The sequence below is a fragment of the Oerskovia gallyi genome (assembly GCF_014836745.1).
Lineage (GTDB): Bacteria > Actinomycetota > Actinomycetes > Actinomycetales > Cellulomonadaceae > Oerskovia > Oerskovia paurometabola.
In genome coordinates this window covers 410,565-433,961 of the sequence record NZ_JACSQE010000001.1, presented here as the reverse complement: position 1 = coordinate 433,961, position 23,397 = coordinate 410,565, and the positions used below count along the sequence as shown (strand labels likewise).

Annotated in this window: 15 protein-coding genes and 1 tRNA gene; 5 read left to right on the top strand and 11 right to left on the bottom strand. The window is 73.2% G+C overall.

All coding sequences use genetic code 11. The features are described from left to right. Positions 1-4: 4 nt before the first annotated feature. Positions 5-433 (top strand): VOC family protein, encoded by a 429-nt coding sequence (locus tag H9640_RS01910; protein WP_191789026.1) that lies wholly within the window; start codon positions 5-7, stop codon positions 431-433. Positions 434-442: 9 nt separating this feature from the next. Here the strand turns inward: H9640_RS01910 and H9640_RS01905 are convergent, their stop codons facing one another. The 10 genes from H9640_RS01905 to H9640_RS01860 all read right to left on the bottom strand — a co-directional run bounded on the left by H9640_RS01905 (position 443) and on the right by H9640_RS01860 (position 15,880). Beyond that, complete coding sequence (locus H9640_RS01905) at positions 443-2,239, bottom strand: bifunctional 3'-5' exonuclease/DNA polymerase (RefSeq protein WP_191789025.1); 1,797 nt, start codon at positions 2,237-2,239, stop codon at positions 443-445. 206 nt (positions 2,240-2,445) lie between these two features. After that, entirely contained in the window at positions 2,446-3,306 is an 861-nt protein-coding gene (locus H9640_RS01900) for a carbonic anhydrase (protein WP_191789024.1), read from the bottom strand. Between the two features lie 289 nt (positions 3,307-3,595). Beyond that, positions 3,596-5,701, bottom strand: a complete 2,106-nt coding sequence (locus H9640_RS01895) for an SWIM zinc finger family protein (protein WP_191789023.1) — start codon at positions 5,699-5,701, stop codon at positions 3,596-3,598. Next, entirely contained in the window at positions 5,698-6,861 is a 1,164-nt protein-coding gene (locus H9640_RS01890) for a VWA domain-containing protein (RefSeq protein ID WP_191789022.1), read from the bottom strand. The genes H9640_RS01895 and H9640_RS01890 overlap by 4 nt, the downstream gene beginning before the upstream one ends. Then, positions 6,858-9,488 (bottom strand): DUF5682 family protein, encoded by a 2,631-nt coding sequence (locus tag H9640_RS01885; protein ID WP_191789021.1) that lies wholly within the window; start codon positions 9,486-9,488, stop codon positions 6,858-6,860. The genes H9640_RS01890 and H9640_RS01885 overlap by 4 nt, the downstream gene beginning before the upstream one ends. After that, a complete protein-coding gene (locus tag H9640_RS01880) occupies positions 9,479-10,636 on the bottom strand; it encodes an ATP-binding protein (protein ID WP_191789020.1) in 1,158 nt (385 codons plus the stop codon). The genes H9640_RS01885 and H9640_RS01880 overlap by 10 nt, the downstream gene beginning before the upstream one ends. Then, a complete protein-coding gene (locus H9640_RS19525) occupies positions 10,630-14,424 on the bottom strand; it encodes a DUF4132 domain-containing protein (protein ID WP_191789019.1) in 3,795 nt (1,264 codons plus the stop codon). Before H9640_RS19525 ends, H9640_RS01880 begins: the two co-directional genes overlap by 7 nt. Before the next feature lie 329 nt (positions 14,425-14,753). Beyond that, a tRNA-Val gene (locus H9640_RS01870) sits at positions 14,754-14,827 on the bottom strand. 173 nt (positions 14,828-15,000) lie between these two features. After that, positions 15,001-15,483: a peroxiredoxin gene (locus tag H9640_RS01865; RefSeq protein ID WP_404821877.1), complete on the bottom strand. Its 483-nt coding sequence runs from the start codon at positions 15,481-15,483 to the stop codon at positions 15,001-15,003. Beyond that, a complete protein-coding gene (locus H9640_RS01860) occupies positions 15,467-15,880 on the bottom strand; it encodes a DUF3052 domain-containing protein (protein ID WP_030151692.1) in 414 nt (137 codons plus the stop codon). Before H9640_RS01860 ends, H9640_RS01865 begins: the two co-directional genes overlap by 17 nt. Before the next feature lie 519 nt (positions 15,881-16,399). Here H9640_RS01860 and aceE point away from each other — a divergent pair. Further along, positions 16,400-19,162: a pyruvate dehydrogenase (acetyl-transferring), homodimeric type gene (gene aceE, locus H9640_RS01855; protein ID WP_191789018.1), complete on the top strand. Its 2,763-nt coding sequence runs from the start codon at positions 16,400-16,402 to the stop codon at positions 19,160-19,162. A gap of 72 nt (positions 19,163-19,234) precedes the next feature. On the opposite strand, the gene H9640_RS01850 is transcribed toward aceE, so the two are convergent. Next, entirely contained in the window at positions 19,235-19,921 is a 687-nt protein-coding gene (locus H9640_RS01850) for a hypothetical protein (protein WP_191789017.1), read from the bottom strand. 155 nt (positions 19,922-20,076) lie between these two features. Here H9640_RS01850 and H9640_RS01845 point away from each other — a divergent pair, with 155 nt between their 5' ends. From H9640_RS01845 to H9640_RS01835, 3 genes are all read left to right on the top strand, one after another. Beyond that, the gene (locus tag H9640_RS01845; RefSeq protein WP_191789161.1) at positions 20,077-21,189 is read left to right on the top strand and encodes a PucR family transcriptional regulator; all 1,113 of its coding nucleotides are present in this window, start codon (positions 20,077-20,079) and stop codon (positions 21,187-21,189) included. A gap of 140 nt (positions 21,190-21,329) precedes the next feature. Next, complete coding sequence (locus H9640_RS01840) at positions 21,330-22,364, top strand: ACP S-malonyltransferase (RefSeq protein WP_191789016.1); 1,035 nt, start codon at positions 21,330-21,332, stop codon at positions 22,362-22,364. After that, positions 22,361-23,368 carry a beta-ketoacyl-ACP synthase III gene (locus H9640_RS01835; RefSeq protein WP_191789015.1) on the top strand — a complete coding sequence of 336 codons (1,008 nt, stop codon included), beginning with the start codon at positions 22,361-22,363 and terminating at the stop codon, positions 23,366-23,368. The genes H9640_RS01840 and H9640_RS01835 overlap by 4 nt, the downstream gene beginning before the upstream one ends. The last annotated feature ends 29 nt before the right edge of the window (positions 23,369-23,397 follow it).

The window sequence follows — 23,397 nt, the reverse complement described above, 5'->3', positions numbered from 1 at the left end:
GGTCATGGACACCGACACGACACAGGCACCCCCGGCTCAGGTCTGGCCCACCCTCCAGGCGCACGACGCGTCCGGGCTGATCGACTTCCTCGTCGACGTGGTGGGCTTCCGACGCAACACGGTCATGACCGGCGACGGGGGCGTCGCGCACGCCCAGCTCGACTGGCCGCCGGGCGGCGGCATCATGCTGGGCTCGTTCAAGCCCGACGGCGAGTGGTCACGTCCGCCGGGCACGTTCGGCGGGTACGTGGTCGCCGGGGAGCCCGGCAGCGGGACCGGGATCGAGGAGATCGCGGACCGGGCGGGGCGCGCCGGCGCGGTGCTCGCTCCCCTGCGCGAGACCGACTACGGCAGCCGTGAGCTGGTGCTCGCGGACCCCGAGGGCAACCTCTGGTCGGTCGGGACGTACCGGGGCGAGCCGCGGGCCGCCTGAGCGAGAGCGCTACTTCGCCTGCGAGTAGTCGTCGACGATCGCGACCGTGAGCGGGAAGTCGACGGGGAAGTCTCCGAAGAGCAGCTTCCCGGCCTCTGCGCCCGCGGCCCGGATCTCCTCCGCGACCTGCTCGGCGAGCTCTGCGGGGGCGTGCACGATGATCTCGTCGTGCAGGAAGAAGACCATGTGCGGCTGCTCGGTGAAGGGCGCGGGGGCGCGTCCCGGCCGCGCCGCCCCGGGCATCGCGGCGAGGCGACCGCGCAGGGAGGCCATCCAGCACAGCGCCCACTCGGCGGCCGTCCCCTGCACCACGAAGTTCCGGGTGAACCGGCCCCAGGCACGGGTCTGGCTGCGGGCCCGGGACTGAGCGTCGCTCGACGCGGACTCGTCGTACGCGCTGCCCTGCGTCTCGTCCCAGCCCGATCCGGGTGGGGGCGAGCTCCGGCCGAGGCGCGTGGTGACGATCTCGCCGCGCTCGCCCGCCCGCGCAGCCTGCTCGACGAGGTCGAGAGCACGCGGGAACGCCTTCGCGAGCCGTGGGAGCATACGCCCGCTCTCGCCCGTCGTCCCGCCGTACATGGCGCCGAGCATGCCGATCTTGGCCTGGGCGCGCGTCTCGACCGCACCCGTGTCGACGATGCCCTGGTACATGTCGCCACCGCGCCCGGCCTCGGCCATGACGAGATCGCCCGAGAGGCCGGCGAGCACCCGGGGTTCGAGCTGTGCGGCGTCGGCGACGACGAGCTTCCACCCGGGGTCCGCGACCACGGCCGAGCGGACCTGGTGCGGGAGCTGGAGGGCTCCCCCGCCGTTGGCGGCCCAGCGTCCGGTCACGACTCCTCCGACGACGTACTCGGGCCGGAAGCGGCCGTCCCGCACCCAGGTGTCGAGCCAGTTCCAGCCGTTGGCGGTCAGGAGGCGGCTGAGCTTCTTGTACTCGAGGAGCGGCGCGACGACGGGGTGGTCGACGCGTTCGAGGTCCCACTTGCGCGTCGACCTCACGCCGACGCCCGCGTACTCGAGGGCCTTGAGGAGCTCGGGGGCCGAGTCGGGGTTCAGGGCGGGCGCGTCGAGCGCCGCACGCACGTGCTCGGCCAGGGCCTCGAGCCGCGCGGGCCGCAGTCCGAGCGGCGGCCGCGCACCCAGGATGCCGGTGAGCATCGCGTCGTGCAGGTCCTCGCGCCACGGCAGTCCGGCGTGGCTCATCTCGGCGGCCACGAGCGCGCCCGCGGACTCGGCCGCGATCAGCAGGCGAAGCCGTCCCGGGCCCGACGACGTCGCGACGGCCTCGAGCTGTCGGCGCAGCTCCTCCACCGGGTCGGGTGGGGCGACGGCCCGCCGGTCACCGAGGTCGAAGAGGGCGTCCGGGCGTTCGATCCCCGGGACGGGGGCCGTGGGGACCGGCTGCATGTCGTCCCAGGCGTCCCGCGGGGCCCGCGCCAGGGGCGTGCTCGTCGTGAGGACCGACCGCCGCAGGACGGCCCGGGTCAGGCGCAGGTCGTGCGCGCGCTCGACGCGCAGGCCCGCTGCGAGGGCGGCCGGGTACCAGAGGTTGGTGTCGTCCCACACCCAGCGGGTCGTGGGCGTCGCGGCCGGGGGCGCGCCGGGGGTGGCCGTGTCCACCGCGGGGCTCGGGGGGTCGGGCTGCTCGAGGACGGCACCTGGCCAGGTCGTGCGGCGCGGGGCGGGGCGCTGCCGGCCGCCGCGGGGGTCGAGGTCCTCGACGTCGACGACGCCCGGGTCTGCGGACGACGTGCGGAGCGGGACCGAGTACACGACCCAGAGTCTGCCGCGAGGGTCTGACATCCGGGGTTCCCGCTGCCCGCCTGCAGTGGCCACCGATACGCGCCGTCACGATCACAGATATTGTCGGCAATTCCTGAACGACGGAACCAGAAATCCGCCCGCCGAATGAGAGCATTCTCCTTTGCACCTCCGGAGCCGGTAGATGAAAGACATCCGGCCGCCGACCAGAAGTCGGCGACCGGACGCCTTTCCAGCCGGACGAGGCGTCAGTCCGCGTCGACCTCGAACAGGCTCCGACCGTTGAGCGGCTGCACCGGGCGGCTGTTCTCCGGGTGCACCGCGGTGAAGGCGGCGAGCTGGGACTTCGAGATCGTCCGAGGACGTTCGTAGACGTTCCAGAGCACCCCCTCGCTGCACGGCGGCGTGGTGAGCGACCCGTCGTAGCGGATCAGGTCCGACCACCCGGGCACCAGGTGCGCAGGGTTGATCTCGACAGGCCGGGGCGCGACCGACGAGGTCGCGGTCGCAGCCGACGGGATCGCGTCGAAGAATCCGGCGAGCGCCGCGTTCTCCCGGCCGAGCTCGAGCAGCACCCCGAGCACCGCGAGCCTGCCCTCGGCGCTCTGGTGCACCAGGTGGAGCTCCATCGCGGCCGGCTCGCCGTCGATCATGTGCTCGCTCGGGGTGTGCAGGTGGAACTGCCGGAGCTCGAAGCGGGTGCCGTCGAGCGTGATGGCGTTGGAGCCGACCGTGGTCAGGTCGCCCTGGATGGTCTCCCCGGTGTCGCGGACCGTGAACGCGGCCCGCTCGTAGTCGAGCACGGGCGCCTTGACCTTGCGGCTCTCCGTGAGGGAGCGCAGCGGGATGTCTACCGGTGACTGCCTGCTCGTCGGCGTCGACGCGCACGTCGAGGCGATCTCGCCCCAGTGCTCAGGGCCGGCACCCCCTTCGTAGGACCATCCTCCGCCGGGTGGCGCGAGCTCGAGCGCGCCCGCCGGGATGCTCGCCGGGGCGAGCGCCGCGGTGCTCGTGGGTGCGCTCGCGGGCGCCGCCCACGCGGACACGCCGCCGGTCAGGGCGAGCGCCGCGGCAGTCAAGGGAACGTAGAAAGCTGCGTACTTCGTCATACGGAACTCCGATCACAGGTATCGGTCGCACATGGCGGAAGAATCGACGGTGTGCCGAATCCTTCCGGCCGGATACGTCTTCCCCCGTCCGGCCCGCAGGACACTATGCGCACAATTCGCCGACCATTGAGCCACAAACAGAACATCGACACCTCGGACACATCATCTTCACAACGCCTGGGGCAACGAAGAATGCACTTCAGAGCACCGAAAACTCCGTGACGAAAATGACCAGAACTCTGCGAGGTGCGGATACGCCACGCCCACCCGTACAAGTCGCGGCGCTGCGCTACGCGTCCGCGAGCGCCTCCGCCCGTCCGAGCACGAAGCGTGCCCGGAGGAGCGTCGCGGTCGTCGTGCTGGTCGTCAGCGCCTCGATCGTGCGTCCCACGGTCACCATCCCGAGGTCGTGGGCGAGCCGCGCACGGTCGTCGAGCACGCTCTGCTGGTGCGCGGTGAGCCTGCGGCGTCCGGTCGCGCCGAGGGAGTCCACGACGTCGCGTGCGGGCTCGCACACGCGGGTCACCGGACCGCGCGGCTGCGGTTCGGCCACGTGGACCGCCGCGCCGCGGTGCAGGGCGGCGATCCGCGCCCGCAGCCGGCGCAACGCCGTCCAGCTCACCGCACGGAACGCCGGGGACATCGACGGGGAGAAGAGCTCGACGCTCCCCTGTCCGGTCCGTAGGAACACTCCGACAGGCTCCTCCGACCCCTTCGAGGCGTCGCGCTCGACGAGGACCGCGACCACCTGCTTGCGCGACGCCACGACCGAGAGCAAGGCCTCGATGCTGCGCTCGTGCTCGACGCCGACGCGCAGGACGTGCGTGACGCCGTCGGCGGACGTGACCGGCCAGGTGACGTCGCGGCGGACCTCGTCGACCCCGACAGCCCCGGTCTCGCGCACCATGACGAGGCGGACGCGGCGCCGAGCCCGGCCGAACCCGACCGTCCCGGCGGTCACCCCGTCCAGGTGCTGCGCGATCTCCCGCAGCTCGGCGACGTCGAAGCCCCCGCCGGGGACGAGGCTCGTGCGCGAGGTCGTGCTGATCGACCCGTCCGGCCGCGTCTCGGCGTCGGCGAGCTCGAACGGACCTGCGCACACCGCGGTGACCGACGCCTTCCAGAGCAGCGGCAGGTCGACGTCCCGGCGGAAGGTCGGGTCCGCGCCAGATGGCCGCGCGACCGTCGCGGTCCGCAACGTCCCGTGGCGTGCGTCCCAGGCCGTGAGCGTCAGGCCGCGGGCACCGCTGGGTGCCTGCCACCACCGCACGCCGAGCGGCACCAGGCGACCGGGGAGCTCGTCGCCGGGTTCAGCGTCGGCGGACCTGCGCACTGGTGCCCCCACCAGGTCGGGCAGGGCTCCAACGGGTGCGTCCCGCAACGCCGCCGCGAGCGCCCACGCCTCGGCGAGGGCGCCGAGCGCGTCGGACTCGCTCACGTCGTCGTCGCGCGACGCGAGGCCGTCGACGAGTCCCGCCGCGACGAGCAGCAGCCGGTGGAGCAGCAGCAGGCCCACGAGCCGCGCGCGGGCAGCGGCGCCCCGCAGCCCGTCGGCCGCGTCGGCGCCGAGGTGGGACAGCCCGGCGTCGACCACGTGCCCGACGACGGCGCTCGCCTCCTCGATCCCCGCACGCTGGGCCGTGGTCAGCTCGCCCGAGCGTTCGGCCTCGATCTCACGGGTCCACGGCCACGACCTGCCCTCGTGGGCGAAGACCCGGACGACTGCCTCGAGCCGTGCTGCGGCCTGCTCGCCGGCCGAGCGTGCACCGGCGACGACCATGCCCGCGAACCCCGCGGGGGCCACGAAGACGACCTGGGTCGGGGTGCCGGTGCCGTCCGTCCACGTGATCGTGAGCCGCGCACCGTCGGCCGCGACCTCGCACGCGGCGGGCGCGCCCGGACCGTCCTGCCCGAGCCCGGCGAGCAGCGCGGCCGGGAGCCGTTCGACGACCCGTCGCAGCGCGGGCCTGCCCGCAGCCCGGCACACGGCGACGGGTTCGAGCGCGAGGAGGTCGGCCAGGGCGTCCGGGGCGGTCGCACGGTCGCACGCGCCTCGGTCCGCGGCGACGCCCTCGTCGAGCGTGGTCGGCGCCGGTTTGGCGGGCTCCCGCGGGCCGCCGGGCTCGCGTTCGCGGGCCCACAGGCACGCCGCGACCACGTGCTGGCACACGCCCGCCGTCGGGCACGAGCACGACGCCGCCACCGGACCCTTGGGCCCGAGCCGCACCACCGCGCTCCCGCACGCGACCACGACCTCGGCCGCGGACTCCGACGTGAGCGACACGTCGCCCGCCGCGAGGTCCTTGCGGGCGCGACGCAGCAGACCGGCGTTGGCGAGCGCGACGAGCGCGGCGTCGTCGTATCCCGCGAAGACCGCGAGCCAGTCCGGCGTCATACGAGCACCTCCCCGAGCCACTCGGCGAACCGGTCGGGCGTGAGGGCCGCGACGTGCATGCCGCACTCGGCGAGGCGGCGGGCCGTCCCGTGGTCGTAGACGGGCTCCGCGGCCTCGTCGAGCGCCGCCAGCCCCAGCATTCGGACACCGGACTCCGCGAGCCGCCGCACGCCCGCGAGGAGCTGGGTGACCGAGCCGCCCTCCTCGAAGTCGCTCACGAGCACCACGACCGTGCGGCTCGGGTTCGTGACCTGCTGCTCGGCGTAGCGCACCGCCTTGGCGATGTCGGTGCCACCGCCCAGCTGTGCCGTCAGCAGGACCGCGACCGGGTCGTGCGCGAGGTGCGAGAGGTCGACCACGTTGGTGTCGAAGACCGCGAGCCTGACGGTGATCCCCGGCAGCGCCGACATGATCCCGGCGCACACCGCGCTGTAGAGCAGCGAGGCCGCCATGGAGCCCGACTGGTCGACGAGCAGCACGACCTCCCAGGTGAGCGTGCGGCGCGCCCTCGACACGAACCGCACGTCCTGCACGATCAGTCGCCCGGACTCCGGGTCGTAGCGCGAGAGGTTGGCCGCCAGGGTGCGCTTGCCGTCGAAGTTCTGGCTGACCTTGTGCACCGAGCGGCGTGACCTGTCCTTGCGGCCGGTGAGCGCGGTCGCGAACTGCGGGCGCAGCCGTCGCACGATGTCCTCCACGACGCGCGCGATGACCGTGCGGAGCCCGGCGGCGGCGCGCTCGTCGAGGCGTCCGCGCACCTGCAGGAGAGCGGTCGCGAGCTCCCGGCTGGGCTCGAGGGCCTCGGCCGCGTCCGGGTCGGCGAGCAGGTCCGTGAGCTGGTACCGGCTCACGGCGTCGACCTGCATGCGCTCGAACGTCTCGCGCGGGAAGAGCGTGCGAGCCTGGCCGAGCCAGTCGAGAGCCTTGAGCGCCGACGGGTCGAGGCTCCCGCCGGCGCGCCCGCCCGGCCCCTTGCCCAGGCGGTGCCCGCGCTCGACGTACTCGCGGTCGTACAGGTACTGCAGCGCGCGCTCGACACCGGTGTCGGCCGGGTCCTGCGGGAGCTCCTGGGCGGCGTAGCGGCCCAGGACGAGCCGCCAGCGGCGCGCGGCCTCGAGCTCTTCGGCGGTCGCCCCTGGACGGGCGGTCGGGACGGTCACGGCAGGTTCTCCTGGTCGGACGGAGGGTTGGCAGGGGTGCGCTGCGACGTGCTGACGACCCACGCGCCGAGCCCGTCGCGCGCGAGCATCGCGGAGAGCTCGCGTTCGAGCGCGAGCCCGGCGTGGAGGTCCTGCTCGGTCGCGGCCAGGTGCACGTCGATCCGCTCGGCCCGGGAGCCCGTGCGTGTCGCGACCTGCTGCGCGAGCCGGTGCGTCTCAGCCGGCTTGAGCCACGTGAACGCACGGCGCAGGTCCGGCAGGACGGCCAGGAACGCGTCCCCGTCGAGGTCACGGAGGCCGGTGTGGACGGCGTCGAAGAGCTCGGGGGTGTGCAGCAGGAGGTCGGGGGCGACGCGCAGCAGACCGCCCAGGAAGCGGACGGCGGCGACCGGGTCCGCGCCCGGGCTGAGCTGGGCACGCACCTCCGCGACCAGGACGTCGTCGTCGAGGGCGTCGTCGGTTGCGGCGAGCGCCACGAGGGCACCTCGGACGCCGGGGGCCGCGCTGCGGTCTCCGCGGAGCCGGGCGAGCTCGCGGAGCACGGGTTCCGCTCGGTCCGTCGCGGGTGCGGCACCACTCGTGGGGCGCGCGGCCCTGCGGGGGTCCGCTCCGTCGTCGGGACCGGGTGCGCGTGCGGCGCGCCCCGCCTCCCGCAGGAGGTCGCGCAGGGCGACGAGCGTCCCGACGGCGGCAGGCTCCGCGTCCGCGTCGACCGCACCGAGGCCCGGGACGAGGTAGGCGACGGTGGCGAGGCCGTGGTCGAGCAGGTCCAGGAGGTCGTCTGCGTGGTCCTCCAGGCCCAGCTCGACGCGAGCGTCCCACAGGTCCACGAGGCGGTGCAGCCCGCCCACGACGGACTCGAGCGAGGGGTCGACGTCGAGCGTCGAGCGCAGGAGCGCGACCAGGCGGTCGAGATGCTCCGACAGTCCCGCGACGACGGCCTGGGCCACGAGGCGGGCCACACCGAGCGCCGAGCGCCCCGTCGTCGCGAGCTCGTGCTCGAGGCGGTGGAGGCGGTGCACCGCGACGGCCTCGAGCGTCGCACCCTGGTGCGAGAGCTCGACCAACGACGCCTCGACGAGGGGCGTCCAGGCGTACTCCCACTCCTCGATCAGGAGCCCCAGGCCGCGCCCCGCGACGTGGTCGGGCCCCGAGACCTGGCGTGCGAACCCGCTGCCGACGAAGTCCATGAGCGCCAGGAAGGCCCGGCGCTCCCGGTGGCGCGGCGTGCGGCGCGCGTCGAGACGCGTGCGACGCGGCGTCGAGTCCGTCACCACGAGACGCAGGTCCTCGGCCCGCTCCCTCGCGCGCTGCACGAGCGGCGGCGACGCGGTCCCGGGCGGCACCTCGCCGAGCGCGCGCCCGCCGAACACCTCGGCGACCGCCTGCCCGAGCGGGCGTCCGATACCCACGTCGAGCCCGCCGTCGTCCTTGACGAAGCACGACGTGAGCGCGTCGAGGAGGTCCGTCCGCCCCGGCCACGGGCGCTCGCGCAGGTCCGCGAGACGGGTCGCCTGCTCGGCCGCCGACGCGATCTCGGCCAGGCTCACCTGCGCCCCGCGCGCGGTCGCGGCCGCGGCGACGTCCACGAGCAGAGACGTGCCCAGCGCGCTCGGCCCACCCGGCTCCCGGTGCGCGGCCCAGAGCCGCTCGTAGAAGCCGGGCGACGGCATGCCCGCCCCGTAGCCCCGCAGCCCGTCGAGCCGCTCGTGGTCGTAGCGGATGAGCCAGGCGTCGGCCGACGTCGGCGGGCCGTAGCCCCCGGCGGGACGGCGGCTCAGGACCGCCTCGCCCTCGGGAGCGCCCGTGAGCGCCTCGACGAGCGCGAGCGTGTGGAACGCGCCGGTCACCACGACCACGGGCCCCTCGACCCGGGCCCGGTGCTCGGCGACCCGGGCCGACATGAGGGCCTCGCGCGCGAGCGACCCGTCGGCGTCGAGCACCTCCTCCTCGTAGTCGAGACGTGCGAGACCTGCCCACGCGAACACGTCGTCGAACAGCTCACGCCAGTCCGCGAGTCGCTCGCTCGTGCGTGCCTCGAAGAGGTGGTCCCACACCTCGTCGTGGTCGCGGCACCCCAGCCGCTCGGCGACCGCGGCGATCGTCCGCGAGTGCGCGAGGTTGCGCTCGGACTGGAGCGTGCGGGCGAACGCGTCGTCGCCTGCTCCCTCCGTGCCGTCGTCGGGTGCGACTCCTCCGGCCACCTCGCCGGACCGGTCGCCGGTCGCGCGCGCGCCCCACGACCGGTCGACGAACGCGACCTCCGCGCCCAGCCGGGCCCCGGTGCGCAGAGCCACCCACTCGGGCGAGAACTCGGCGAGCGGGTAGAAGCCCGCGCCGCCGCCCTCGGTCCCCAGGCTCAGGACCGCGACGGGCGGACGTGTGCGCGGGTCGAGCAGCGCGGGCAGGAGCCGCCCGTACTCCTCGGGCCCCTCGACGAGCACGACGGCGGGCCGCACCTCCTCGACGAGCGCCCCGACCGCGAGCGCGCACGCCGGGCTGTGGTGGCGGACCGGCGCGAGGTAGATCCCGTCGGCCCGCAGGCGTTGGACCGCGGCGGCGGCGGCCTGCATGCGCTCGGGCGCACGACCCCACGCGGCTCGCGCCGGCGCCTGCGCTACTGCCACAGGGACTCCGCCGCGGAGAGGAAGGACTTCCAGCGCGGGTCACGTCGGGCCCGTTCGCGCACCACGTTGTCGACGTAGTGCCGCAGCCGCCGGGCGTCCTCCTCGTCGCCCTTGGAGGCCACGCCCGCGAGCTGGCGCGCGACCTCGGCCGGGGTCACGGTGCCGTCGCCCAGGTAGCGGGCCTCGAGCGACGCGGCGACCGCGACGTTCACGGCCTCGGCCGTCGACATGACGGTCTCGGGACGCTTGACGGGCGCACCGTTGCTCGTGGCCCCGGTCCGTAGGTCCTGGAACGCCGTGACGAGCACGTCCAGGACGTCTCGCGCGAGCGGCGGGCGCTCGCCCGCCGGGCCCAGCTCGGCCGTGAGCTGGGCCTCGATGAGGTCGATCTCGAACTGGCGGTCCGTGAGGGGCTTGATCGTCTCGAAGTTGAACCGTCGCTTGAGCGCCGCCGACATCTCGTGGACTCCCCGGTCCTTGAGGTTCGCGGTCGCGAGCACGTTGAACCCGGGGCGGGCCGAGACCCGCGCCTCGCTGCCGAGCTCGGGGATCATGAGCTGCTTCTCGGAGAGGATCGAGACGAGGGTGTCCTGGATCTCGGGCGCGCAGCGCGTGATCTCCTCGAACCGGACGACCTTCCCGGCGCTCATGGCCTGCTGGACGGCCGACGGGACGAGCGAGCGCTCGCTGGGTCCCTCGGCGATGAGCAGCGCGTAGTTCCACGAGTAGCGGACGTGGTCCTCGGTCGTGCCCGCGGTGCCCTGGACCGTGAGGTTCGACGTCCCGCTCACGGCGGCCGCGAGCAGCTCGGACAGCATCGACTTCGCGGTACCGGGCTCCCCCACGAGCATGAGTCCCTGGCGGCCGAGCAAGGACACGACGGCTCGGTCCACGAGCGGGTCGTCACCGTAGAACTTCCGTCGCACCCCGAGCTCGGCGTCGCCCACGACGAAGGCGCGCACGGCCCGTGGACTGAGCCGCCACCCGGGCGGCAGCTCGGAGCCCTTGGCCCGGTCGGCCGCCTCGAGGACCGCGAGCTCGTCCGCGAAACGCACCTCGGCGGGCGGGCGGATCTCCTGGGCAGGGCCGCGGTCGAGGACCGCTGCCTCTTCGTGGGTGCTCGCCGAGGGGGTCGGGGTGGTCACCATGCGCTCTTCTTCTCCCAGGCGGCGTCGAAGCTGCCACCGGCAGCGACGGTCAGGTAGTCGCGGTAGGACTCCGCGACGAGGACGGGCGGCAGGTCCGCGAGGCGCGCCTCGGCGCTCTGCCCGTAGGCCCGGGTCGAGCGGCGGAACACGAGGTCGGTGATCGCCGCGGGGATGTTCTCCTCGGGCAGGAACGCGCCCGTGAACTCGATGACCGCGGTGATCCCGACGCTCGGGTACGCCTTCTCGTAGCCCGAGAACCAGCCGCCGTCCTCGGCCTGGCTGCGCGCGTAGCCGAGCTTCGTCGCCCGCCCGCGGACCGTGAAGCTGTCCGTGAGCCAGCCCTTGCGGTCGCTGATCGCGGTCGCGCTGCGGTCCGTCACGGGCACCGTCACCTGGAGCTGGTCGAACAGCGGCCGGATCTCGTAGTCGGCGAGGTGCTCGCGCCACCGACCGGCCTGGTCGGCGCCGAGCAGCACGCCGTGCGCGACCGAGACCGTCGCGCCCTGCGCGAGGGTCACGTCCTCGTCGTCGACGTCGATGAGCGCTCCGGCATCGCCCGGTCGGAACGCCCGCTGGTCCGGACCGGGGTTCTCGAGCCACACGAGCCCGGCCGCGAGCCGGGACATGACGGGGTGCCCGGCCACGAACTCGAGCCAGTCGGCGACGGGCCACTCGCGCCCCGTGCACATGGCCTCGTAGAGGCGCTGAGTCTGGAGCGCGACGACGGCCTTGAGCTCCTTGCGGCTCGTCGAGAGCAGCGACTTGGCGGCCTTGACCTGGTCGGGGTCGTCGTCCGCGCGGGGCGCGGGCAAGGCCTTGACGACCTTGCCCGCGTCGTTGGTGAGCTCGAGCGTGAACGTGGGCGTGATGCGCCCCGTGTACTCGCGTGACCCGAGGTCGAGGTGCAGGATGCCGTCGTCCTCGAAGCCCGCGGTCTGCACCGTACGGTCGGCGAGCTCCTCGGCGGACCAGCCCCGTCGTTCGGCCAGGTCCTCGGCGAGCTGCTGCGCGGCCGCCTGCACCGTGGCCTGGCGGTGACGCCGCGCCACGGACAGCAGGAGCTGGATCGACGCGGGATCGCCGTTGGCCGCGAGCGCCCGCACGAGGGCCTCGATCTGTGCACGGCGCGTGATGTGCGTCTTGAGGTACTGCTGCACGGCACGCGTCAGGTCGGCGCCGGGCATGCCGACGGTCAGCGCGAGCAGCCCCTTGTCGGCGATGGCCGACCCGAGGTAGTTCGCCTGGTGCTCACGGAACGCGTCCTGGTGGTGCTGGTCCACGGTCCGCGAGGCCTCGGCCTCGTAGTACTGGGGGTGCTGCTTGTACCAGTGCTGGTAGCGGTCGTACCGCTGCTGGGCCTCGCCGTCCGCGTAGGCCCGGCTCTCCTCGGCAGTCGGGCCCTGGGTGTCCTTGCCGATCCACGCGTCGAGCACGAACCGGCCGAGCGCCGCGCGGCTCTCGACGTCGAGCAGGGACTCGTAGCGCGCGATCAGGCCCAGTCCGCTGGGGTCCTTGAGCTTGACCGCGAGCACGACCCACCAGCGCACGACCTCGACGGGCACGGGCTCGCCGTCGGCGGCCCAGCAGAGCGCGGGCAGACCGTCGAGCGGGAACCAGGCCATGCTCGCGGGTGCCTTGGCCTTGAGGCCCTTGGTCGCCTCGGCGAGCAGCGTCGCGGGTGCGAGCTCGAGGGCGATGTCGTCACCGAGCGCCTCAAGAGCCCCGAGGAGCGCGGCGCGGGCCACCTCGCGACGTTCCTTGGCGAGCGCGGCTCGCAGTGCCGGGACCGCTGCCGGGTCGCCGAGGCGTTGGAGCCAGACGGCGGCCGTGACACGGATCTCGGCCTTCCCGTCGCGCAGGCCCTGCTCGGCCAGCTCGCGGGCCCCGACGTGCGACTCGAGCACCTTCTGCGCCGCGACGCGGTGCGTCTTGCCTTCGCCGAGCGCGAGCTCGGCCAACCGCGGGAGGTAGCGGTTCGGGATCGTCGGAAACCCGCCGAGGATCGTGAGCGCGACCTCGAGCCGCTCCGAACGGCTGTACGTCTGGACCGTGCCCGACGGCCGCAGCCCCAGGATCGTGTCGAGCGCGCGCGGGTGCTCGGCGAAGTAGGGCCACAGGTGCTCGGGGGCGAACGTCCCGCGAGCGAACCAGGAGTCGAACACGAGCTCGGCGACGGCCGACTCGGAGTCCTGCACACCGGCCCGCTCGACCCCGTCGGCGAGGATCCGGAGGTCGACCGCGATGTCGGTCGTCGCGTTGAGCTGGTACCAGGGGTAGCGCTGCCTGCCGCCACCGTGCGAGCGCGCGAAGCGGATGTCGTGGAGCATGGTCAGACCGTCGAGCCGGCCCCGGATCGCGGGGGCCTGGAGCTCGACGAGAACGGTGCGCGGCGGCACCTTGGTCAGGGCGCCCGAGAGGTACTGCGCGACCTGCGTGAGGTGGTCGTCGGTGATGGCCGCGAGATCCTTGACGGCTCCCCGGGCGTGCGACAGGCGCCAGCTCTGGGCCTCGGCCTTGGGGAGCGCCTCGAGCGCGGCGAGCTCGTCGCGGGCCGCAGCGAGCCTGCGGTCCACCGCGTCGCGGGCCGAGCGCACGAACGCGTCGCCGAGGGCGACCTCGGGCAGGGGCGTGAACGGCGGGACGTCGAGGGGCTCGTCGACGACGACCGTCGCGACGTCGAGGGCCATGGCCCGCTCGATCGCGTTCGACAGCAACGTGCCGCGCGCGCCCCGGCCGTCGGCCGCATGGGCGCGGCGCAGGGCGTCGATGCCGCCCTCGACCCCGACGAGGTGGGTCACGAGTCCCCCGAGCCGGCTCGCGGGCATCGTGGAGAGCAGGGGTTCGAGGAGCGCGACCTGGCGCTCGGCGGGCAGGGCCGCGAGGTTCCCGGCGGCCTCCTCGCGCACGGACTTGGCGTTGTCGGTCGCGAGCTGGGCGACGAGCCCGACGAACGCGTCCAGTGCGGCGGGCCGGGTCCGCAGGAACCGCAGGAGCTCGACCTTGCCGGTCGCGCGCAGCAGGGGTGCGACCGCGGCGACGTCGGCTGGGTGCGCGACCAGGTATTCCTCGACACCGGGCTGCACCGCGAACACCGCGAGCGGGTCGCCGTAGTAGTCCGCGGTGACGGGGCGGTCGAAGATCCCCGCCACGACGGCGGTCGGGATGCTCTCCTCGGCCACGCCGCCGTCGCGCAGGATCGCGGTCAGGAGCTCGGGGGTCCACTGGCTGCGCACGCCCGGCTTGCCGTTCTTGCCCGTGGTGCGGCGGTCGCCGCACGTCTTGGCGACGTCGGTCAGGAGGGCGGCGAACCAGGCCGGGAGCCGGTCGGAGGCCCGCGAGACGTCGGGCGAGACGGCCGCGAGCAGGCGGCCCGTGCGGACGAGCGCGTCGATCCCCACGGGCTCGGTCAGCGTGTAGAGGTTGCTGCGGGCCGTGGCGCCCTTGTTGACGTTCCAGCCGGGCACGCGCTCCTTGATGGCCTTGTCCTCGGCCTGGGTCGTGTACGTCCAGGCGCCGAGCGTCGCGGGCCGGTTGAGCAACCGGTCCACCGCGTCGTCGCCGCGCTGCGACAGCTCGGTCACGAGCTCCGGCCCGTCGCCCGTGTGGACGTAGGCGATCGCTCGGGCCGCGAGACCTTCGGTGGCCGCGTCCAGGATCTTCAGTCCGTCGACCAGCCGTGCCGAGGGCTCGGCGCGCCGCCGACCCTCTGCACGGCCGGGCGCCGTGCCGCCGCCCTCGACCGCGCCGTCGTGGTCTCCCTGGAGCCAACCCTTGATCTTGTCGAACACGCGTCCCACCGTCTCCTCCGGGCCGCCGGACCGTGTCCGGAGGCCGCCGCGCTCCGTCGGCGCGGCGTCGTCGGTCACAGTAGGAGAAGCCACCGACAGGCGTCGATGCTGCCAGTGGAGATCGGTCGGGTGAATCGGTCGGGGGACGCCCGCCGCGGCCGGTCCCCTCCCCGCCCGACGGCGCCGCGCGGCCCCGGTGGCCGGGGTCCGGCGTGGTGCTGGCTGCCTCCGACCCGTGGTCGACAGGACGCAGGCGGTGCGGCTGGCAGGGGGCGAGGGAGCCTGGCGTTCGCTCGACCTCGCACGCCCTCGCCGAGCGAGAGCTGGGGTGGGCCCGGAGGGACTCGAACCCCCGACATCCACGGTGTAAGCGTGGCGCTCTAACCAACTGAGCTACAGGCCCCAGAACAGCGGTGCACAGCCTACCGGGTCACCGGCCCTGCCTCGCACATCCGCCGCACATCGGGCATCCCGTGCCCGAGGGCGTACGGCTGCCACGGGTGGACCCGGCCAGGAACAACCGACGGGCGCACCACGGCACGAGGCCACGGCACGCCCGTCGAGAGAGCTGCGGGGTCAGAGCTCCGCGAGCGCCGCCCGGTACCCCGCGAGGTCCCGGCGCTGCCCGCGCGGGTTCACGACGGACCACCGCACGACGCCGTCGGCGTCGATCAGGAAGCTGCCGCGGATCGCGAGGCCGCGCTCGTCGTCGAACACCCCGTACTGGCGGGCGACCTCGCCGTGCGGCCAGAAGTCCGAGAGGAGGTCGAACGTGTACCCCTCCTGCGCGGCCCAGGCCTTGAGCGAGAAGACGGGGTCGCACGAGATCGCGTAGAGCGAGACGCCTGCGGTCTCGAAGTCCGCGATGTTGTCGCGGAGCTCGCACAGCTCGCTCGTGCACGTGCCCGAGAAGGCGAACGGCACGAACACCAGCAGGACGGGCCGACCGCGCAGGTCCGCGAGGTGGACCGGGGTGCCGTGCGTGTCGGTGAGCGTGAAGTCGGGGGCGAGGTCGCCCGGCCGGACCGTCAGCTCGGGGGCCTCAGCGGCCACGGCCACGCGTGCCGAGCTTGGTCGCGGACCAGTCCGGTGCGATCGCGAAGGTGCTCGTGGCGTGCAGGCCGGCCGTGGTCGCGGCCTCCTGGAGGTCGTTGTGGCCCACGTGGCCGTCGCGGCCCGCCTTGGGCGTGAAGATCCAGATGAGACCGCCGTCGTCGAGGACCGTCTGGACGTCGACGAGCATGTCGGTCAGGTCGCCGTCGTCCTCGCGCCACCAGACCACGACACCGTCGGTGACGTCTCCGTAGTCCTCGTCCACCAGCTCGGAGCCGACGAGCTCCTCGATCTCGGCGCGAAGGTCGTCGTCGACGTCCTCACCCCAACCGAACTCCTGCACCACATGGCCAGAGAGGAACCCCAGGCGTCCTGCACCCTGGGGGTCCGGCGTCGCTCCCACTTGTGTCTCTTTCCCTTCTTCGTACTGCTCGATGATCTGTGACCTGCTTGGCAAAGGTAGCCCACACCACTCCCGCGTGCCTCAGCAGAGGCGGGTGCGTCGCTCGGGCCTCTTCACCGTGCAGTTGCACCAGTGTTGCGGTGTTCGGCACTCGGCACAACGTCGGCGCGCCACGGGAGGTTCGCCGAGCGCGCGACGGACGTGCCGCCGTCGGGCCGCGTCGAGACCACGGTGACGCCCGGCGGACGGACGAGGACCCCACGCCAGAACCGCTCCTCCACGCTCTGCGCACCGGACGCACACACTCTTGTGTCGTGGAGATCACGCTCTCTTGACCCCCTTGTGGTGTGACTTCCAGGCCGCGGGGTAACAGAATGGTTCGACCACCCGAGAGTGTGGAGGCACAGTCGCCACCAGCGACTGCTACCGCCGCGCAGGAGTGGCTGGAGGTGAGCGGGCACGGTGTACCGCGCCGTGATTCAATCCGAATACCGCTCCGAACAAGATATGAGGTTGCTGGTGGCTTCGTTTGACGAGACCGGACCGCTGATCAACGGTCTGCTCAGCCAAGTACCGGACATCGACCCCGCTGAGACGAGCGAGTGGGTCGAGTCCCTGGACGGACTGATCGACGACCGTGGCGGCCCCCGCGCCCGCTACGTCCTGCTCAACATGCTCAAGCGAGCACGCGAGCGCAACGTGGCGATCCCGACGTCGGTGAACACCCCTTACGTCAACACCATCGGTGTGCACGAAGAGCCGTACTTCCCCGGCGACGAGGCCATGGAGCGCCGCTACCGCAGCTGGAACCGGTGGAACGCGGCCGTCATGGTCACGCGCGCGCAGCGCCCCGGGATCGGGGTCGGCGGGCACATCTCGTCCTACGCGTCCGTCGCGACGCTGTACGAGGTGGGCCTGAACCACTTCTTCCGCGGCAAGGACCACCCGGGCGGCGGTGACCAGGTCTACTTCCAGGGTCACGCGAGCCCCGGCGTCTACGCCCGCGCGTTCCTCGAGGGCCGCCTCTCGGCGGACCAGCTCGACGGGTTCCGCCAGGAGAAGTCGCACGCGGGCGGCGGCCTGCCGTCCTACCCGCACCCGCGCCTCATGCCGGACTTCTGGGAGTTCCCCACGGTCTCCATGGGTCTCGGCCCGGCCTCGGCCATCTACCAGGCGTGGACCAACCGCTACCTGCACAACCGCGGGATCAAGGACACGAGCCAGCAGAACGTCTGGGCCTTCCTCGGTGACGGCGAGATGGACGAGCCGGAGAGCCGCGGCATGCTGCAGCTCGCCGCGCAGCAGGGCCTGGACAACCTGAACTTCGTGGTCAACTGCAACCTGCAGCGCCTCGACGGCCCGGTCCGCGGCAACGGCAAGATCATCCAGGAGCTCGAGGCGCAGTTCCGCGGCGCCGGCTGGAACGTCATCAAGGTCATCTGGGGCCGTGAGTGGGACACCCTGCTCAACGCCGACAAGGACCGTGCGCTCGTCAACCTGATGAACGTCACGCCCGACGGCGACTACCAGACGTACCGTGCCGAGAGCGGCGCGTTCATCCGCGAGCACTTCTTCGGGCGCGACCCGCGCACCAAGCAGCTCGTCGAGAACATGTCGGACGACGACATCTGGGCCCTCAAGCGTGGCGGCCACGACTACCGCAAGCTCTACGCGGCGTACGCGGCGGCCACGGCCCACACGGGCCAGCCGACGGTCATCCTGGCGCACACGGTCAAGGGCTACGGCCTGGGCTCGGGCTTCGCCGGGCGCAACTCGACGCACCAGATGAAGAAGGTCGGCCTGGCGGACCTCAAGACGCTGCGCGACTCGCTGCGCATCCCGATCACGGACGAGGAGCTCGACGCCAACCCGTACGAGCCCCCGTACTACCACCCGGGTGCCGACGCGCCGGAGATCCAGTACATGCAGGAGCGTCGCCGCCAGCTCGGCGGGTACGTGCCCGAGCGTCGTGCGGCGCCGGCCCCGGTCACGCTGCCGGGCGACAAGACGTACGAGATCCTCAAGAAGGGCTCGGGCAACCAGGAGATCGCCTCCACCATGGCGTTCGTCCGTCTGCTCAAGGACCTCATCAAGGACAAGGAGATCGGCAAGCGCATCGTGCCGATCATCCCGGACGAGGCCCGGACCTTCGGTCTGGACTCGATCTTCCCGTCCGCGAAGATCTTCAACACGCAGGGCCAGAACTACCTCGCCGTGGACCGCGAGCTCATGCTGAGCTACAAGGAGTCCGAGGCCGGGCAGATCATGCACACCGGCATCAACGAGGCCGGTTCCGCGGCCGCGTTCCAGTCGGTCGGCACCTCGTACGCCACGCAGGGCGAGGTGATGATCCCGTTCTACATCTTCTACTCGATGTTCGGGTTCCAGCGCACGGGCGACCAGTTCTGGGCCGCGGGCGACCAGCTCACGCGCGGTTTCATCATCGGTGCGACGGCCGGGCGCACGACGCTCACCGGTGAGGGCCTGCAGCACGCGGACGGTCACTCGCCGCTGCTCGCGGGCACCAACTCGGCGATCGTCCAGTACGACCCGATCTACGGCTACGAGATCCGCCACATCGTGCGCGACGGCATCGAGCGCATGTACGGGCCGGGCAAGGACGGTCACGGCGAGGACGGGCGCGACCAGAACGTCATGTACTACCTGACGGTCTACAACGAGCCCATGCAGCAGCCGGTCGAGCCGGAGGACGTCGACGTCGAGGGCATCCTGCGCGGCATCCACCGCATCAAGGTGTCCGAGGCCTCGGGCCCCAAGGCGCAGATCCTCGCCTCGGGCGTGGGCGTGCCGTGGGCGCTGGAGGCGCAGGAGCTCCTCGAGAAGGACTGGGGCGTCTCCGCGGACGTCTGGAGCGTCACGAGCTGGAACGAGCTGCGCCGCGACGGCCTGGCCGCCGAGCAGGACGCGTTCCTCAACCCGGCCGCGACGCCGCGCGTGCCGTACCTGACGGCCAAGCTCCAGGGCGTCGAGGGTCCGTTCGTCGCGACGAGCGACTACGACCACCTCGTCCCCGACCAGGTCCGCCAGTGGATCCCGGGCGACTACGCGGTGCTCGGTGCGGACGGCTTCGGCTTCTCCGACACGCGTGCCGCTGCCCGTCGCCACTTCAAGATCGACGGCCCCTCGGTCGTGGTCCGGGTGCTCCAGCAGCTCGCGAAGCAGGGCAAGGTCCCCGCGGAGGCCTCGGCCCAGGCGATCGAGAAGTACCGTCTGATGGACGTCACGGCCGGCACGTCCGGCAACGCGGGCGGCGACTCCTGATCGTCCCCCGCCCGTAGTGCCCGACGGCGCCGCTCACCTCACGAGGTGAGCGGCGCCGTCGGCGTTCGTGGGCTACGTGCCCGAGCGGTGCTGCTCTGCCTGCGCGATCGCGAGCGTGAGCTCGGACTGGAGCGGCGCGACGAGCGCCGCGTCCGGGTGCATCGCGAGCGACGCCAGGTGGTGCTTGGCCTCGAAGATGCGGTCGGCCTCGATCGCCGCCAGGACGAGCTGGCGGCCCGCAGCCGGCGTGTGCTCCTTGGCCCGCCAGTGGCCCACCCCGAGCCCCAGCGCCTCGACCGGCAGACCCGCCTCGCGCAGGATCTCCATGCTCTCGGCGAGCGCCAGACCCGACGGGTCACGCTCGGCGGCCGTCGCGAAGCGGCGCAGCGCAGCCTCCTGGTCGTCCTCGAGCGAGAGCCGCCCCAGCTCGACGAGCGGATACCACCCGCGCGGGTGGCCCGCGAGCTCTTCCGCGAGCGCCCAGACCGCGAGGTCGGCGGCGCGCTGCTTCTCGCTCTCGTCGGCCGGGGCGGCGAGCGGGTCGGCCGAGACGTGCGACTCGGCCGCACGGCGTCGGACGATCTCGGCGAGGGCCTGGAAGGCCCGCTCGTCGTTGGGGTCGTCGACGAGCATCGCGCGCAGGGCGTCCTCGTGCACCGTGTCGCCGCGGCGTTCGGCGCTGGTCGGACGGCGCGCGCCCACCTTCGACGCCGAGGACGGGCGTCGCATGAGCTGTCGGAGTCGGGGCATCAAGGCCATGGATCGACACTAGCGGCTCCGGTGCGCCTCGCCCCCGGAAGGTCACACAGCGCGGGTCCAGGTTTTGTGGACTCCCCACAACCACGCCGTATGCTCGGGGCGTGCCGATCACGGGGAACACCGACAACCTGCAGCGACTTCGGGACGGTAGCGGCATGCTCGCCGCCGCCGCCCTGCGGCGACTCGACGAAGACCTTCCCTGGTACCGGGCCCTGCCCGCGGAGGACCGCTCGTACGTCGGGCTGGTCGCGCAGTCCGGCATCACCGCGTTCGTGACCTGGTACGCGAACCCGGCCTCCCCGCCGCACGGCGTCAGCGAGATCTTCGCCGCGGCCCCCTCCGAGCTGACCCGGTCCATCTCGCTCCAGCACACCCTCCAGCTCGTGCGGATCGTCGTCGAGGTCGTCGAGGCGTACTCCGACCGCCTCGCGATCCCCGGTGGCGAGCGCGACCTGCGCGAGGCCGTGCTGCGCTACTCGCGCGAGGTCGCGTTCTCGGCCGCGGAGGTCTACGCGCGTGCGGCCGAGGTCCGCGGTGCGTGGGACGCCCGCCTCGAGGCCCTCATCGTGGACGCGCTCATCCGCGGCGACGGCGACGACTCGCTGCGCTCGCGCGTCTCGGCCCTCGGCTGGGGCGGCCAGGGATCCACGCTGGTCATGGTGGGCACCGCGACGTCGGCGCTCGACGACCTGCGCACTGCCGAGCTGCGCCGCGCGACCCGGCGTGCTGCCGGCGACGCGCTCGTGGGCATCCACGGCGACCGCCTCGTCCTGGTCCTCGGCGGGCCGGGCGACCTGCAGGCCGCGGCCGCGTCGCTGCTGCCCCGCTTCGGGCCGGGACCGGTCGTGATCGGCCCCACGGTCCCCTCGCTCGACGACGCCGCCCGTTCGGCCCAGGCCGCGCTCGCGGGCCTGGCCGCCGCCCCCGCGTGGCCCCAGGCCCCGCGCCCGGTCCTCGCCGACGACCTGCTGCCCGAGCGCGTCCTGACGGGCGACACCACGGCCCGCCGCACCCTCGTGGTCCAGGCGTACCGCCCGCTCCTGGAGAGCACGGGTGCGATCCTCGAGACCTTGTCGGCCTACCTCGGCACGGGCCGGTCCCTCGAGGCGGCCTCGCGCAGCCTGTACGTGCACCCCAACACGGTCCGCTACCGCCTGCGCAAGGTCGCCGAGATCACGGGCTGGGACCCGCTCGACGCGCGCGAGTCGTTCGTGCTGCAGGTCGCGCTCGCGCTCGGCCAGCTCTCGTCGGGGCCTTCGGGTCGTTGAGAGCCGTGGGGCACCTGGTCCGACAGCCCGGCGTGGACCACGCCATCCCGCGCCTCTTGTAGGTTCGGCACAAACGGCCCGGACAAGGTTGGTGCGCGTCGTGACGTCACGCCGGGTGACCGGGTTGACACAGTTGACGGGTGCTAGCCGTCTTGTGCCCTGGACAGGGCTCCCAGTCCCCCGGAATGCTCGCCCCCTGGCTCGAGCTGCCCGGGGTCCCCGCGCAGCTCGACGCGTTCTCCGCCGCGTCCGGCCTCGACCTGCGTGCCCACGGCACCGAGTCGGACGCCGACACGATCCGTGACACCGCAGTGGCCCAGCCGCTCATCGTGTCCGCCTCGCTGGTCGCGCTGCGCGCGATCCTCGACGGCCGCGACACGTGCGAGGTCGTCGACGTGACCGCGGGTCACTCGGTCGGCGAGTTCGCCGCCGCTGCCGTCGCCGGGGTCTTCGAGGACGCCGCAGCGGTGGGCCTCGTGACCCAGCGCGCACGCTTCATGGCCGAAGCCGCCGCCGCGACCCCGACCGGCATGGCCGCCGTCGTGGGCGGCGACGCCGAGGAGGTCCTCGCAGCGATCGAGGCCGCAGGCCTGTGGCCCGCGAACGTCAACGGAGGCGGCCAGGTCGTCGCCGCGGGCTCGCTCGAGGGCATCGCGACCCTGGGGGCGAACCCGCCGGCCAAGGCGCGCGTCATCCCGCTCCAGGTCGCGGGTGCTTTCCACACCCCGTTCATGCAGCCCGCGCTCGACGCGTTCGCCCCGGTCGCAGCCGGGTGGGACGCCACGGACCCGCGCCTGCCGTTCCTCTCCAACGCCGACGGCGCCGCGTACGCGAGCATCTCGGGTGCGGAGTCCGGTGGCCTGTTCGGGGTCAAGGAGGACGTGCTCTCGCGCCTCACCGCTCAGATCGCGGCCCCGGTCCGTTGGGACCTGTGCCAGGAGACGCTCGCCTCGCTGGGCGTGACCGCGATCCTCGAGCTCGCCCCGGGAGGGGTCCTCACGGGCCTCGCGCGCCGCACGCTCCCCGGCGTCGAGACGGTCGCGGTCAAGTCGACCGCGGACATCGACAAGGCTCGCGACCTGATCGCGCGTCACAGCGACGCCGCGGGCACCTCGTCGGCCGCTGGACCCGAGGGCGCTGCGGACGGCGCCGCCGCCGCGGAGACCACCGCGTGAGCGCGCTGACCATCCGTCAGGCGGCGGGCGCCGAGTACTCGCGCGTCCTCGGCGTCGGCGGGGTCCGCGGCGAGAACGTCGTGACGAACGACGACCTCGCCGGACCGATCGACTCGTCCGACGAGTGGATCCGCCAGCGGACCGGCATCGTCACGCGCCGCCGCGCGGGCGCCGGGGTCGACGTGGTCGACCTGGCGGAAGCCGCGGCGCTCAAGGCGATCGCCGCCGCGGGCCTGACGGGGGCCGACATCGACGCGGTCCTGTTCGCGACCACGACCTACTTCCACCAGACCCCCGCCGCCGCGGCGGTGCTCGCGGACAGGATCGGCGCGACCCCCGCGGCCGCGTTCGACGTCTCGGCCGCGTGCGCGGGCTACGCCTACGGGATCGCGCAGGCCGACGCCCTGGTGCGCTCGGGCGCCGCGCAGCACGTCCTCGTGGTGGGGGCGGAGAAGATGAGCGACTTCGTCGACCCGACGGACCGGACCATCTCGTTCCTGCTGGGCGACGGTGCGGGCGCCGCGGTCGTCGGACCGTCGGACACCCCCGGCATCGGCCCGACGATCTGGGGCTCGGACGGCGGCAAGGCTCCCGCGATCCGCCAGACGCACGCCTGGTCGGACCTGCGGGAGCACCCCGAGCTGGGCTGGCCGACCCTGCGCCAGGACGGGCAGACCGTCTTCAAGTGGGCGGCGTTCCAGATGGCACCGATCGCCGAGAAGGCGCTCGCCGCCGCAGGCGTGACCGCGCAGGACGTCCAGGCGTTCATCCCGCACCAGGCGAACATGCGGATCATCGACCAGATGATCAAGCAGCTCGGCCTGCCCGAGTCGGTCGCGGTCGCACGCGACATCGCGGAGACGGGCAACACCTCGGCCGCCTCGATCCCGCTCGCGACCGAGCGCCTGCTCGCCGAGGGCCTCGCGAGGTCGGGAGACCTCGCGCTGCAGATCGGGTTCGGCGCGGGCCTGGTCTACGCGGCGCAGGTGATCGTCCTCCCGTAGGGGAGAATCATCCTGTCCGTCCCCCCGGC